Origin of the sequence: Planococcus versutus (assembly GCF_001186155.3) — a bacterium.
Taxonomy (GTDB): domain Bacteria; phylum Bacillota; class Bacilli; order Bacillales_A; family Planococcaceae; genus Planococcus; species Planococcus versutus.
In genome coordinates this window covers 2,380,321-2,394,838 of the sequence record NZ_CP016540.2, presented here as the reverse complement: position 1 = coordinate 2,394,838, position 14,518 = coordinate 2,380,321, and the positions used below count along the sequence as shown (strand labels likewise).

15 protein-coding genes are annotated in these 14,518 nt (G+C 39.0%); 8 read left to right on the top strand and 7 right to left on the bottom strand.

The features are described from left to right. Window positions 1-35: 35 nt before the first annotated feature. The 3 genes from I858_RS12230 to I858_RS12220 are packed head-to-tail and all read right to left on the bottom strand — an operon-like array spanning window position 36 to window position 2,212. On the bottom strand, window positions 36-758 hold the full coding sequence (locus I858_RS12230) for an amino acid ABC transporter ATP-binding protein (RefSeq protein ID WP_049694759.1): 723 nt from the start codon (window positions 756-758) through the stop codon (window positions 36-38). After that, window positions 751-1,410: an amino acid ABC transporter permease gene (locus I858_RS12225; protein WP_049694760.1), complete on the bottom strand. Its 660-nt coding sequence runs from the start codon at window positions 1,408-1,410 to the stop codon at window positions 751-753. The genes I858_RS12230 and I858_RS12225 overlap by 8 nt, the downstream gene beginning before the upstream one ends. Window positions 1,411-1,438: 28 nt before the next feature. Continuing rightward, complete coding sequence (locus I858_RS12220; protein ID WP_049694761.1) at window positions 1,439-2,212, bottom strand: transporter substrate-binding domain-containing protein; 774 nt, start codon at window positions 2,210-2,212, stop codon at window positions 1,439-1,441. Window positions 2,213-2,367: 155 nt separating this feature from the next. On the opposite strand from I858_RS12220, the gene I858_RS12215 reads away from it, so the two are divergent. Further along, complete coding sequence (locus I858_RS12215) at window positions 2,368-2,976, top strand: pyroglutamyl-peptidase I (RefSeq protein WP_049694762.1); 609 nt, start codon at window positions 2,368-2,370, stop codon at window positions 2,974-2,976. 174 nt (window positions 2,977-3,150) lie between these two features. On the opposite strand, the gene I858_RS12210 is transcribed toward I858_RS12215, so the two are convergent. Then, window positions 3,151-3,819 (bottom strand): HAD family hydrolase, encoded by a 669-nt coding sequence (locus tag I858_RS12210; RefSeq protein ID WP_338046061.1) that lies wholly within the window; start codon window positions 3,817-3,819, stop codon window positions 3,151-3,153. A gap of 143 nt (window positions 3,820-3,962) precedes the next feature. Here I858_RS12210 and I858_RS12205 point away from each other — a divergent pair, with 143 nt between their 5' ends. Then, entirely contained in the window at window positions 3,963-4,256 is a 294-nt protein-coding gene (locus I858_RS12205) for a hypothetical protein (RefSeq protein ID WP_049694763.1), read from the top strand. A gap of 331 nt (window positions 4,257-4,587) precedes the next feature. Further along, window positions 4,588-5,193, top strand: coding sequence for a hypothetical protein (locus tag I858_RS12200; protein WP_049694764.1), 606 nt, complete (start codon window positions 4,588-4,590; stop codon window positions 5,191-5,193). A 267-nt stretch (window positions 5,194-5,460) separates the two neighbouring features. Here I858_RS12200 and I858_RS12195 read toward each other — a convergent pair whose 3' ends face one another. Continuing rightward, on the bottom strand, window positions 5,461-6,825 hold the full coding sequence (locus I858_RS12195) for an FAD-binding oxidoreductase (RefSeq protein ID WP_049694642.1): 1,365 nt from the start codon (window positions 6,823-6,825) through the stop codon (window positions 5,461-5,463). Window positions 6,826-7,371: 546 nt separating this feature from the next. Between I858_RS12195 and I858_RS12190 the strand changes: the two genes are divergently transcribed. From I858_RS12190 to I858_RS12170, 5 genes are read left to right on the top strand one after another with little or no spacing between them, the layout of a single operon-like run. After that, the gene (locus tag I858_RS12190) at window positions 7,372-8,397 is read left to right on the top strand and encodes a TRAP transporter substrate-binding protein (RefSeq protein WP_049694641.1); all 1,026 of its coding nucleotides are present in this window, start codon (window positions 7,372-7,374) and stop codon (window positions 8,395-8,397) included. A gap of 59 nt (window positions 8,398-8,456) precedes the next feature. Further along, window positions 8,457-8,951 (top strand): TRAP transporter small permease, encoded by a 495-nt coding sequence (locus tag I858_RS12185; protein WP_049694648.1) that lies wholly within the window; start codon window positions 8,457-8,459, stop codon window positions 8,949-8,951. Continuing rightward, window positions 8,948-10,237, top strand: coding sequence for a TRAP transporter large permease (locus I858_RS12180; RefSeq protein ID WP_049694640.1), 1,290 nt, complete (start codon window positions 8,948-8,950; stop codon window positions 10,235-10,237). The genes I858_RS12185 and I858_RS12180 overlap by 4 nt, the downstream gene beginning before the upstream one ends. 44 nt (window positions 10,238-10,281) lie before the next feature. Continuing rightward, window positions 10,282-11,439: an aminotransferase class I/II-fold pyridoxal phosphate-dependent enzyme gene (locus I858_RS12175; RefSeq protein WP_049694639.1), complete on the top strand. Its 1,158-nt coding sequence runs from the start codon at window positions 10,282-10,284 to the stop codon at window positions 11,437-11,439. A gap of 58 nt (window positions 11,440-11,497) precedes the next feature. After that, the gene (locus tag I858_RS12170) at window positions 11,498-11,992 is read left to right on the top strand and encodes a hypothetical protein (protein ID WP_049694638.1); all 495 of its coding nucleotides are present in this window, start codon (window positions 11,498-11,500) and stop codon (window positions 11,990-11,992) included. Window positions 11,993-12,068: 76 nt separating this feature from the next. Here I858_RS12170 and ahlS read toward each other — a convergent pair whose 3' ends face one another. Both ahlS and I858_RS12160 read right to left on the bottom strand, forming a co-directional pair. Beyond that, on the bottom strand, window positions 12,069-12,917 hold the full coding sequence (gene ahlS, locus I858_RS12165) for an AhlS family quorum-quenching N-acyl homoserine lactonase (protein ID WP_049694637.1): 849 nt from the start codon (window positions 12,915-12,917) through the stop codon (window positions 12,069-12,071). A gap of 147 nt (window positions 12,918-13,064) precedes the next feature. After that, window positions 13,065-14,429: an aspartate kinase gene (locus I858_RS12160; protein WP_049694636.1), complete on the bottom strand. Its 1,365-nt coding sequence runs from the start codon at window positions 14,427-14,429 to the stop codon at window positions 13,065-13,067. Window positions 14,430-14,518 lie beyond the last annotated feature (89 nt).

Below are 14,518 nucleotides of genomic sequence, written 5' to 3'. Positions count from 1 at the left end.
CAATGAACAAAAAAAAGTACCCAATTGGATACCTGTTATAAAACCTTATCTAAAAAATCTTTGGCGCGTGCGGTTTTTGGATCATTGAAAAATTCGTTAGGTTTGCCTTCTTCAACCAAAGCACCGTGGTCTAAGAACAAGACACGATCTGCGACTTCACGAGCAAAACCCATTTCATGTGTAACGACCACCATGGTCATGCCTGATTTTGCTAAGTCTTTCATTACGTCGAGCACTTCTTTTACCATTTCAGGATCGAGTGCCGACGTAGGTTCATCAAACAACATGAGTTCAGGCTCCATAGCTAACGCACGAGCAATTGCGACACGTTGTTTTTGACCACCGGATAAGCTATTTGGATAAGCCGTTTCTTTTTCTGACAACCCAACACGCTTTAATAAAACACGAGCTTTTAGATCTGCTTCTTCTTTTTTTATACCTTTGGCTTTTATCGGAGCGTAAGTTAAGTTTTCAAGCACCGTTAAATGAGGGAATAAATGAAAGTGTTGAAAAACCATGCCAATTTCTTGGCGGATTTTGTGGATCGACTTTTTAGAAGCCGTTAAACTTGTGCCGTTAATTTCAATAGTGCCAGAAGTTGGAATTTCTAATAAATTCAAGCACCGTAAAAATGTAGATTTGCCTGATCCAGAAGGTCCAATAATCGAAACGACTTCTCCTGTTGCGACAGAAGTAGAAATGTCACTCAGTACTTCATGGGAACCGAATTTCTTGTGTAACTGTTGTACATTAATCACTTTGTTTCAGCCTCCGTTCGAAAACTCTTCCAATCATCGTCAAGCCCATCACTAGGCACCAATAAATGACACCGACAAACAACAGTGGCTCAAAGTTGCGAAACAGGTCTGCGCCGACTACTTGTGCACGTCTCATGAGATCCAGATAGCCAATTGTGGAGACGATCGCAGATTCTTTAGTTAAGGTAATAAATTCATTCATTAATGCAGGCAAGATGTTTTTAAGTGCTTGCGGCAAAATAATGTCTTTCATCATAGCGCTGTAAGGCACACCCAGAGCTTGTGCGGCTTCTGTTTGACCTTTATCGACTGCTTGAATTCCTGCACGAATGATTTCGGATATATAAGCAGAAGAATTAAGTCCAAATGCAAGAATTGCAGAAAGAAACGGTGATATATCAAAGCCAGTCAATTGTGGAATTGAATAATAGATAATCATCAATTGAAGAATTAACGGTGTTCCACGAAAAATAGATGTATAAGCATCGGCAAACCAGCGTGCTGGTTTAACGCTACCAATTTTAAACAAAGCCAATAAAATGCCAAGAATGGAGCCAAGAATAATAGCAAAAAATACAAATTTTAACGTAACCCATATCCCTTCCAACATAAAAGGGATATAAGGGACGATTTGTGAAAAATCAAGATTCATAAAATACCTCTCATTTCTGCAAGTCAATTTATTGTTCTTCTGTCAGCCATTCTTCTTTTAGTTTATCCAACTCGCCACTTTCTTTCATGCTAGCGAGTACGTCGTTTACCTCTTCTACAAGTTCACTGTCTTTTGGAAATGCAACAGCCATACCAGGTGAAGCGGTGGTTGGGTCATCAAATGCACCAAGATCTTGTGCTTCGATATAGCCAAGTGCTACTTGCTTATCCATATAGGCGGCATCAATGCGACCTGACAAGATTTCTTGTATTAGTGCACCAGAATCATCTAAAGCTTTTAGTTCAAAATTGACTTCTTTATCGGCAATAATCTTCTCTGCCCCTTCTTCTTGAATGGTGCCAAGTTGAACACCAACCGTTTTGCCTTCTAACGATTCAAGACTCGTCAGTTCAGACCCTTTAGCAGTGACAAACATTTCACCTGAATGATTATATTCTGTCGAAAAATCAACGTTTTCTTTACGGGATTCAGTTGCAGACATGCCTGCAATAACCATATCCACGCGATCGTTTTGTAATGCACCAATCAAGCCATCAAACTTCATATCGGTAATTTTGAGTTCATAGCCAAGTTCATCTGCAATGTGATTTGCCAAGTCGATATCAAATCCGACAATTTCGCCTTCAGGGTTACGTGATTCAAATGGAGCAAATTCGGCAGAGGTCCCCATTTCTAGTATTTTTTTTTCTTCTGAAGAATCTTGTTTACTAGCATTTCCACAAGCGCCTAAAAATAATACGGATGATGCAAATAAAGCTATAAATAAGTTTTTACGAGTCATGAATATTCCTCCTGTTTTTGTATAATTATTCGTTATAGTGAATTTTAACACAGTATTTTAATTATGGGAAGGTTTTCTGAAATTTTAAATGTGGTATTATATTTATGGGAAACAGCATGCCGGCTGTGTATACTACCAACTAGGAGGGGATTAGATTGAAGAAATTATTACTCACTGGCTTTGAGCCGTTTCTGGATTATATGATCAATCCCACAATGAAAATTGTGGAATCACTTCACGGAACAAACATCGGAGACTATGAAATTATTGGCAAAATTATACCGGTAGATTTTAATTTATCTGGAGATTTTTTGTTGAACTTTATTAAAGAAGACCAGCCGGATGCAGTTATTTCACTTGGACTTGCTGCAGGGCGTTATAAGATCACACCAGAGCGAATTGCGTTAAATGTGAAAGATGGAGATACGGATAACAAAGGCATTAAGCCGATTGATGAACCGATACGAGAAAGAGGAGAAGCGGCTTATTTATCTACTTTGCCGATTCGACAAATGGTAGATGGCTTGCTTGCAAACGGTTTGCCTGCAGCCATTTCAAATACAGCAGGTGCATATTTATGCAACAACGTAATGTACGAAGGGTTGTATTATGCTAAAACGAATAAACCTGATTTACCTACAGGATTTATCCACATTCCGGCATCACACGAATTAGCTATTCAGCACGGTAACATTCCGAGTTGGTCACATGAGGATTTGTTAAAAGGAGTTCAAGTTTGTATTCGCGTATTAAGTGAAAACTAAAAAAACAGACCGCATTTGCGGTCTGTTTTAGGCTGTAGACAAAGTCTTATTAAATTGAATAGTGATGTATAATCTCCAATTGGGCTGGCCGCTTCGCTTGCCGGTGGGCTCAGCTTCAGCCTCATCGTCACAAAAGCTTGTCCTCGCAGGCTTCGGCCAATGCTTTTCTTACGATTACATGATTTCCCAGTTGCGTTTTTCCGCTACTTTTCGTAAATCAGCTTTCGGTTGAACAGCTATGGGATGACCAACCAGTTCTAGTACAGGTAAGTCGGAATAGCTGTCACCGTAAGCATAACTATTAGCCCAGTCAATCTCCCAACCTTCGAGTGCTTCTTCAATTTTTATCGTTTTTAATGGTCCTTGAATATGAGATAACGGAGTGCGGTGATCGACAATATTATTATTGTAAAGAACTTCTGTTCCAATGATGGTTTTAATCGGCAATGTTTTAGTGACCGCATGCAAAAGCGGTGTAAAAGCACCAGATACAAGCATAACGTAATCGTTGTTGGCTACATGTGCTTGTAATCGATCAACAACATTCGGATTCATATCATCATGCATTTGATCTGCAATTTCGCCGAAAAACTGCTCGAGTTCGACCTTGGTGAACGTTTCCAAAGCAGATAAATACGCTTGAACCGAACGTTCACGCATTTTTCTCTCAGGATAAATTTTAAGTTTATGACCGATATAAGGAGGCATGATATTCCGGTAAAATTGGCGGTAACGTTTGCTGTGAGTAGGATGATTTTTTAAATGATTCATCATGAGTTGGAAAGTTTCTTTCGAATACAAAGTTCCATCAAAATCGAATATGGCTACGCGCAAAGCAATCAACTCCGGTTTCTCATTTTTTCTGTTGTTTTTATCATAGCGGAAACTAGTGCTATCATCCAGTAGTTGACAGCTGTAGGTTTATGTATTTTAGCATAGAGGGTATGGAATGATAACTTATCGATTAAGTCATAGGAGGGTTTACCATGGAAAAGCAACGTATCACAGTCGGATATGTAGAGTTAACACAAGAAGAGTCCGACCGACTGTTTGAAAAAGTGAAAAAAGACAAAGCGCTTGAAACTTACAAAGAGCTTCAAGGCTTGATGGACGATTTCGATTCCGCAATCATTGAACCAGAAGCTCGTCCACTCGCTGAAATTCTCGATGGAGATGAACTGACCGCTGAATCCGAACAAAGTAGCATTCGTTACATCGAAGTTTTCAATAAGCTCGAAGAAGACACTCGTTACCGCTTTAAATCATCCAACCAAGAGTAACACATGGAGCCATTTCGAAAAGTCATGAATACTGACTTATCGCGGTGGCTTTTTATTGTTGTCGAAAAAAGCAACTGATTTTCGTTACCATAGTATTTATCGAAACTACGTAGAACACACGGAAAACTGGAGAAAAGATGAAAACAGTAGAATACTTTAAAGAAGTTTTTACTAAATCGAGTGATTAATCTAAGACCTCCGGACTCTCAAAAAAAATGAGGATGGAAGTTTTTTTATTATGGGAAAAGTGGAACTTATGGAGAGCTAGTTCGTATAACAGTAAATGACTTTTCTGTAAACGATGTAGAGTGAATTAGAAGGAGGAATAAGGATGAACGTTTTTATAGGAAACAAGCTGCTTTTAGGACTACTGCTAGTACTCGTTTCTTGCCTACTCATTGTCGGTTGTTCTGAAAACGACAAAACAAAAACAGTAGAAGCTAAAAAATCAACCCAGTCGGTTGCAAAAGACGAAGCGGTAATTCAAGCGTTCATTGAAAAACACTTTAACGGTCCAGACAAAAAATACCGAGAATTATGGAACGCGGCAATGGAAATCCAAACAGCTGAGATGAGTGAAGAAGACTACAACGCGTGGATGAACGGACCGGAATATACGGCGTTAACCGATTACACGAGCGATACGTATGCTTTGTATTTCACTGAAAATACCTATGATGCATTTAGCAAAACAGAAGCTTTTGCATACAGTTTTTCTGATCAAGCCTACAAAATAACGCCTTCTGCGATTGAAATCAAACAAAATGAAATTGAGAAAACTCTTTATAATTTTACGTTCCACGTCATCTATGAAAACGAAACAGGAGAGAAAGAGACATTTGAGTATGAAGGAGAAGCCATCGTGCCAATAGAAGGAAAAATCGGGAAAATTCAATTTAATGACCAAGAAGGATTGCTACAAAAAATCGCAGAATAATAATAAAAAGAGGAAAACCAGTAAATTGGTTTTCCTCTTTTTATTATTATTTTTGAATCCCGGTACAACAATCACCTGCGAAGGTGTCTTTTGGCGAAAGTAGCAAAAAGAACACATGGCTTTATGTAGACAATAAACTTTATTGTGCCATTCAAACAATAAAAACTTGCAACATCAATAGTCGAATAGCGTTTTATCCGTGTATTGGGAGTAGTGAATATTATAGAAGAGATTTTTTTAAAGCAGTACATCTCTTACAACTAATTTCTAGGTGAATATTTTCCCTGGATTTAATAAATTAGATGGATCTAACATTTTTTTCATGTTTTTCATGACAGCTACTGCAGCTCCGTGTTCAGCATCTTGGTATTTCATTTTACCAAGCCCGACTCCATGTTCTCCTGTACAAGTCCCTTCGAGTTTAATGGCGCGATACGCAAGTTTTTCGTTAATGTATTCTGCAGAGAGCCGTTGTTTGGGATCTGTGGTATCGTAAGCAATGGCTGTATGGAAATTGCCATCACCGATGTGACCTAGAATTCCTCCTTCTAATCCACTTTCGACAATGAGTTCGCGGGCATAGTCGATCAGTTCTGGAAGCTTTGAAATCGGAACACAAACATCGCCGCCTGTAATGGTCATTCCTGCTTGATGGCGATATGCATAAGCCATTTCATGTCGAGCTTTCCAAATCATTGCTCGTTCTTCAGAGTCTGCTGCTACACGCCAATTTTCACCATTCATATCCATTATCAATTCTTTTGCTAAATTAGCTTCTTCTTCGACAGCGCTTTTCATGCCCGCAAATTCAAAAAACAACGAATGTTTTTCAGGAAGTCCATAATTGCCGTAACGATTTACTTTCGAAATACTATAGGCATCAACAAACTCCATGCGTTGTATGGGAATGCCACTCAGTAAAATCATGTGTGCCGCTTCTGCACATTGATGAGGAGTTTCAAATGTGCAACTAGCTGCAATTGTATGCTCCGAAATGCCATGGAGCTTGAGCGTAATTTCAGTGATAATGCCTAAAGTGCCTTCAGATCCTGTAAAAAGACCTGTTAAATGATAACCAGAAGATGATTTTTTAGCTTTGGTTCCTGTATGTAATCGAGTTCCATCTGCTAAAACGATTTCTAAATCTATAACTTGGTCTCGCATTACTCCGTATCGCACAGCAGTCGTGCCGCTGGCGTTATTAGCTACCATTCCACCAATCGTAGCATCTGCACCGGGGTCGATTGGAAATTGCAATCCGTGCCGGTTGATTAAGTGATTTAATTGCAGTCTTGTTATGCCGGGTTGAACTGTAATCAATAGATCTTCTGGTGAAAATTTTATCACTTTGTTCATGCGCTCAAAATTTAGTGAAATACCACCTTTAAAAGGAATCGATTGACCTTCTAGACCTGACCCCGCACCAAATGGAGTAATCGGTATCGCTGCTTGTTGTGCAATTTGCACAATTGCTACTACATCTTCTGTCGACTCAGGAAAACAAACCAAGTCGGGTTCAACAGGTACATGGTCAGATTCATCGTGACTGTGCCGGTATTTTTCACTACTACTCATTGAGCATTGGTCTTCGTTTAATTTGTTTTGTAACTGACAGATCCACTCATTGTTCATAAAAACAAAACTCCTTTAACGAACTTATTGTTGTTTAGATTTTAGAGATAAGACATATTTAATTAGTAGAAAACTTAAATATTCACTATACAAATAGATCTGTCTATTCTATACTTTCTGTATATAGTATACACTTTGTCAAGTAATTATGAAGGAGGAGAAAGTATAAAAAATAATGTCATGCATGTCATATTAGCAAATCGAGTCTGTCCACACATTAAGAAAATGATTGTTACCAAAGAGTCAAAACCTAGTCATGAGCTGCTTGAAGAAAAACAGATAGTAAAATTTTGAATAGAAGAATGCCAACGTGGTGCATTAAATGACTCGCAGTAGATGTGGCAATGGAATAATTGATTTAGTCTTTACTAATCGAGATGTTATTGAAATTCACGAGGTAATTATAAAAATAGGAAAATGGCAGAGTATTTTGATTGTTAACAGATCTCGGCAACGGTCAGTGCATAAAAAGCCAAGCGGCAGTTGAGCATTCAGTTAGAATAAATTGAATGCGAGCTACTGAAATCTATTTTACCAGGAGGAACTATGAAAAAAACAATTGGATTTTTTCTCATTATATTATTTATTTTGTCAGCTTGCGGAAGACCGGATAGTGGAACAACAACGACCGAAGATGGAGAATCAAGTGAAGATACATACACAATCCGACTTGCCCATCTTGTACCAGAAGAGCAGTCTTCTCATGTTGCAGCCGTGGCTTTTAAAGAAAAACTAGAGTCAGAATCAGATGGACGTTTAATCGTTGAGCTATACCCGAACGGACAATTATACGGCTCTGACCGAGAAGCGATTGAAGCAGTGCAACTCGGAAACATTGAAATGACTATACCCGCTGTAGCAGCAATGGCTTCATTCAATGAAAAGTTCCAAGTATTCGATTTGCCATTCCTATTTAATAACAATGAAGCTGCCTATAAAGCGCTAGACGGTGAACTAGGTCAGGAATTGCTGGCTGATCTTGAAAACAATGATTTAAAAGGTTTGGTGTTTGGCGAAAATGGATTCCGTCACGTTTCTAATAATGAAGGACCGATTGAATCTCCAGCAGATTTAGAAGGCTTGAAAATGCGCACATTGGAAAGTCCATTGCATACAGATACATTTAACGCATTTGGAGCAAATGCTTCGCCATTTGCTTTTGGCGAGCTTTATACCGCTCTTCAACAAGGAACTTACGACGCAATGGATTGCCCAATTTCATTGTATTACACAAACAAATTCTATGAAGTACAAGATTACTTGACCTTAACAGGTCATGTATATGCAGCAACTGCATTGTTAGTGAACAACGATTTCTACAGTAGTCTACCAGAAGATCTTCAAGAAATTATGACAGAAGCTTCTGAAGAATTCCGTACAGATCAGCGTAAATTAGCACAACAACAAGATGGTGAATTTATGGACAAACTAAAAGAAGAAGGTATGCAAATCAACGATTTAACAGATGATCAACGCAATGAGTTTCGTGAAGCAGCACAGTCTGTTTACACGAAATACGAGGGCCAAATTGGCAAGGACTTGATTGATCAAGCTTTAGCGGCAAATGAATAATAGCTGAAAATCAAGGAAGCAATTCCTTGATTTTTCATTTTATGAAAGGAAGTGCAGCAATGATTAAAAAATTTGAGAAGGCAGAAGAAGCATTTTTAGTTTTAACATTGGTAGTCATGGTAGCGCTGATTTTCGGACAAGTCGTTGGGCGTTATGTGTTTTCTGATGCGCCAAGTTGGACAGAAGAAATGGCTCGTTATATACATATTTTTCAAGTTTGGATTGGTGCAAGTTATGCTGTGAAATTGCGTGAGCATATTCGTGTAGAAGCTTTTATTACTCGTTTTAAAGGATTACCAAGAAAAGTTTTAGAAACGATTACGCTTTCGATTTGGTTCGGAATGGCATTATTTTTAGCCTATTTCGGAACAGATTTAGTATTGAGTAGTATCACCAATGGACAAGTGACGCCTGCGATGCAGTTGCCTATGTGGATTCCATTTTTAGCGATTCCAATAGGTGGAGCTGGTATGTGTATTAGGTTGATCCAGCAATTGTTCAAAATTTGGCAAGGTGATTATGAAATGCATAAGGAAGGGGACCTTCCAGCATGACAATAGCGCTATTATTTGGAACTTTATTTATATGTTTATTGATTGGTGTACCAATTGCAATTGCCTTAGGGGTTTCAGCGTTAACGGCGATTTATTTTGGAACAACTTTGCCGTTAAGTATTATTACACAAAAAGCATTTACTTCGCTTGACTCATTTCCGTTGCTTGCGATTCCGTTTTTTATGCTCGCGGGCATTTTAATGGGTAAAGGCGGTGTTTCTAAACGATTACTAGCGTTTGCATCAGCTTTAGTCGGATGGATGACGGGCGGCTTAGGAATGGTGACCATTGTGGCGTGTATGTTTTTCGCAGCGATTTCAGGATCAGGTCCTGCTACTGTTGCGGCAATTGGTGGCTTTATGATTCCGGCAATGGTTGCACGTAAGTATGATGGAGGCTTTGCTTCTGCGGTTGCGGCGGCAGCTGGGTCAATCGGGGTTATTATTCCACCAAGTATTCCATTTGTTTTGTATGGTGTTATCGGTGGAGTATCAGTGGGAAGTATGTTTTTAGCGGGCATTATTCCTGGAATTATCATTGGAACAGGGTTGTTGCTCACGGCTTATATCATTTCTAAAAAACGCGGCTACAAGCCAGAGCCAGGAGAAGCCTCTTCTTTTAAATTTAAAGATGTCTTAACGACTTTTTGGGATGCGAAATGGGCTTTGCTGATCCCTGTTATTATTCTGGGTGGGATTTATGGCGGAATCTTTTCGCCTACAGAAGCCGCGGTTGTAGCTGTCGTTTATGCTATAATTATTGGCAAATTCGTTTATAAAGAATTGTCGTGGCAAGGACTTTATGAAAGTTTCAGACAAGCAATTGTGATCAACTCGACAACAATGATCATCATTGGGCTATCAGTATCGTTTGCATACTTCATGACAATTGAACAAATTCCAGGAGAAATTTCTGATTATTTGACTGCACTATCGAGCAATCCTTTAGTTATTTTACTAGCCATTAACTTATTATTGCTTGTTGTTGGCATGTTTATTGATACCATTTCAGCTTTGGTTGTGTTAACTCCAATTTTATTGCCAATAGTTGTGAGCGTAGGAGTAGATCCGGTTCATTTTGGTGTTATTCTTGTAGCTAACTTAGCTATTGGATTTGTGACACCGCCACTTGGTGTCAATTTGTTTGTGGCATCGAGTGTTGGAGGAGTTCGGTTTGAGAAAATTGCTTTTGCGGTAATTCCGTTCTTATTTTCAATGATCGTTTGTTTATTGATTATCACATTTATTCCTGCTTTGTCTTTATGGTTGCCTGGACTTTACGAATAAGAAATTTTTTTAGTGTAAGTCAAACGAAAGAAAGGTTGTTGTATATGAGTATTTCAATCAATCATCGCGTTGAGACTATCCAAATTTCAGGCATCCGTCAGTTTTCAAATCAACTGGTTGACTATCCTAACGCTATCAACTTAACTATTGGACAGCCGGATTTCCCTACACCTGAAGCTATTAAAAGAGCTGCTATTACTGCAATTGAAAACAATCGAACAAATTATTCACATAATGCGGGTTTACTTGAGCTGAGAACAGAAATCGCTAGTTTTTTTCAAGATACGTACAGGTTAACTTTTGATCCGAAAACAGAAATTATTGTTACGAATGGTGCAAGTGAAGGATTAGATTCCTTGCTGCGAGTGATTTTAGAAGAAGGTGACGAGGTAATTTTGCCTGTTCCGACTTATCCAGGATATGAGCCAATTATTAAGCTGTGCGGCGCTAAAGTAGTTTACTTAGATATGTCAGATACTGGTTTTCAACCAGATCCAGCACGTTTGGAAAGTTTGATAACCGAACGAACGAAAGCAGTAATGATGAATTTCCCTTCCAATCCAACAGGTGTCACGATGGATTCGATACAACTTGAAAACGTAGCTGCTGTATTAGAAAAATACGAAGTCTTTGTCGTAACCGATGAAATTTATAGTGAAAATTCATATAGAGGCAAACACGTTACTTTTGCACATTTCGAAAAAATGCGTAATCGTACATTCTTAGTTCATGGACTATCAAAGTCACATTCGATGACAGGCTGGCGAATTGGTTTTGTGTTAGGTCCAGAAATATATATGAAGCATGTTCTTAAAGTGCATCAGTATAATGCTATTTGTGCATCTGTACCGAGTCAGTATGCAGCAATTGAGGCGGTAAAAAATCAGCGTCATATACCTGGTGAAATGAACAAGGAATATATGAGACGAAGAGATTTTGTTTACAGTCGCTTAACAGTGATGGGTATGAATGTAATCTTGCCAACAGGTGCTTTTTACATTTTCCCATCGATTGAAAAGTTCGGTATGACTTCTTTTGAGTTTGCTACGCGTTTGTTAAAAGAAGGAGACGTTGCAGCAGTTCCTGGGTCTGCATTTACAAGATACGGAGAAGGATTTATCCGAATTTCTTATGCCTGCAGCATGAACGAACTCGAAGAAGGCATGAAGCGATTGGAAAAATTCATTGCTACGTTAACGTAATGTACAGAACGAGCAAATCGTTGTATAGAGTATTTTGATTGAAAAAGAGGTGAACCGTATGTCAAACTCCCAATTTTATCGATTTGAAGACGATGGTGTGATTCCGAATAATCCTTTCTTGGATGTCATTCTATATCCAGCTATTTTTAAAGAAAATCCAGAAGAAATTGAAAAGGTTTTTAACAAACACAACTGGACCAATAGTTGGGTAAATGGTGTTTTTGATTATCACCATTACCATAGCAATACGCACGAAGTGTTAGGTGTACAAAGCGGATTTGCCACTTTGCAACTTGGCGGTGAAACAGGAAAAGCTCTGCGCATTGCCAAAGGGGATGTAGTATTGCTACCAGCAGGGACCGGGCATAAAAAACTAGAGGCGAGTAGTGATTTTCGCGTAGTTGGAGCTTATCCTGGTGGTGTGTCTCATAACTTAAAAACCGGTAAAGTAGAAGAACGTCCTTATGTTCTGGAAGATATCCAAAATACGCCTTTGCCAAAAACAGATCCGGTTTTTGGCGCTAAAGGTCCCGTTGTCGACAAATGGATGTAAACACATAAAAGCCCTTTGCCAGCTTGTGGCGAGGGGCTTTTGAATTTTGAAATCCATTGAATGTCTATTAAACCAATTATTCGTAGTATCCTTCAGTCGACTTTCGGAAAGTTTTAAATTGATTGGCATCGTGGCCAAACCAAACGTCTGAATTGGTTTCTTGTGATAGTCTGCGGATTTTTTCAACAGCTGACGTATAGCCGACAGAATCATATAAAATGCCAGGTGGCTTAACGGGAGGACCAAAGCTTTCGGCTGTATAAATAGCATCAGATGCAAGAATAATTCCTCCTGTCTCAGGAAGTTGAATCTGAAGCCCAAGCATGCCCCAAGCATGTCCGCTTCCAAAATTCAGTAACTTTATTCCTTCAGCTAGTTGAAGTCCATCTTCTGTTCGTTTAACAGTTTTCCATTGAAGATTGTTCTTGATCCATGCATCAATATCGCCCCAAATATAAGCACCTTCTTTGGTATTTCTGGCATAGGTTTGCAAGGCGCCATTCAATTCATCTTCGTGAACAATAATTGTCGCATTTGTAAACAACTCAAGGCAGCCTGCATGGTCTAAGTGAAGATGAGAAGCCACAACGTATTTAATGTCTTCTGGACGAACACCTAGTTCTTCCAAACGGTTATGCAAATAGCATTCTTCAGGCATATCAATAGGGAAAAGAGATTGTGTTACTTTGCCCCATCGGCCTTCTGCACCCATGGAATTGGGGTTGCAAGCGGTATCAAACAAAATTTTACCTTCGGGATGGTCAATTAGTACCGTATATACAGGGAATGTGGCCATTTCACTAGGTTGATTCGGGTTTTCTATACTCGCTGGATTGTGCATTGAGATCATAAAGTTTTTATCCATGCTTAACGTGCCGTTATCCATCACATACAATTTTGGTGTGGGCTTGATAATACCAGTCATTGATCTTCCTCCTCTCAGAATAGCTTTATATTATCACAATTTTCTGAAATGCATAAGGGCTATATAATAATCTAGCAACATTCAGTTTTTGAATGGACAAGAAAATATGAAAAACCTCTTAAGCTAGTGAGCGTAAGAGGTGAAAACTCAGTGAACCAAAGCAGGTTCAAAAAACTCTTTATATAATTCATTTACTATTTTTTGTTCGTCTGCTTTTAAAATACCAAAGACCAAACTCACTTCAGAAGAGCCTTGGTTTATCATTTCAATATTGACGCCTGTTCGAGCAAAAGCATTCGCTGCGCGTGCTGTTAGTCCTTTTTGATTGTTCATGCCTTCTCCAACTAACACAATCATAGAAAAATCACTGCGGATATGAACATCATCTGCGTTCAATTCTGATTTTACACGATCAATAATGCGTTGTTCTTTATCGGTCGTCAATTGATGACTACGCAAAATGACAGACAAGTTATCAATTCCAGAAGGAATGTGTTCGTATGAAATAGCTTCGTCTTCCAAAATTTGAAGTAGTTTACGCCCAAAACCAATTTCTCGGTTCATCAAGTATTTACTGACGTATAAAGTGGAGAAGCCGCTGTCTGCTGAAATACCGGTAACAGGATGCAGTGAATGGTCACGCTCTGCCACAATCATTGTGCCGGGAGCTGAAGGGTTGTTTGTATTGCGAATACATAATGGAACAGCTGCTTTAAAAACGGGCATTAAAGCTTCGTCATGTAAAACAGCAAAACCTGCATACGACAGCTCGCGCATTTCACGGTAAGTCATTTGTTCGATTTCCACAGGATTATTCACGACACGTGGATTGGCTGCAAAGACACAATCTACATCGGTAAAGTTCTCATATAGCTCAGCTTTTACTGCAGCTGCAAGAATCGAGCCGGTAATATCAGAACCGCCACGTTCAAATGTCCGCAATGTTCCGTTTCTTGTGTAGCCAAAAAAGCCAGGGAATACGGTAATGGTTTGTTTATGTTGTAACGTTGCTAGTCGTTCATAAGCCTCTGGAAGTGCTTGAGCACGCTCAGGCAGATCGTTCACAAACAAGCCAGCATCAAATGGATTGACGTATTCTGCTGGCAAACCAATAGATGTCAAATAAGCAGCTATTAATTTTGCGGAATTGTCTTCACCACTTGCTTTGATTGAATCAGCAAATAGAGGAGGTGAGCTTTTGTCTGCTTGTAAGCGATTTAACAGATCTGTCTCGATAACGTGTTTAATAGTATTGTCCAAACCCAGTTCATCCGTGATTTCTGAATAACGCGCCACAACTTGAGCAAGTGGCTCTTTTGTGGACTCATCGCGAAGCGCTGCAGCTGATAAGTTAATCAGTAAATCTGTCACTTTCACATCTTCTACAAATCGCTTACCAGGAGCAGAAACAACGATGATTTTGCGAGCAGGCTCTGCTTTAATAATTGCAGCTACTTTTTTTATTTGTTGTGCGCTAGCTACTGACGTACCGCCAAATTTGCTCACTTTCATCTGATCAAGTCCCATCTTTTTTAATAGTCTGTAAAGGGTTGTTTTAACTAAGATATAATACTATAATGTCTCTATGATAAAAACAATTG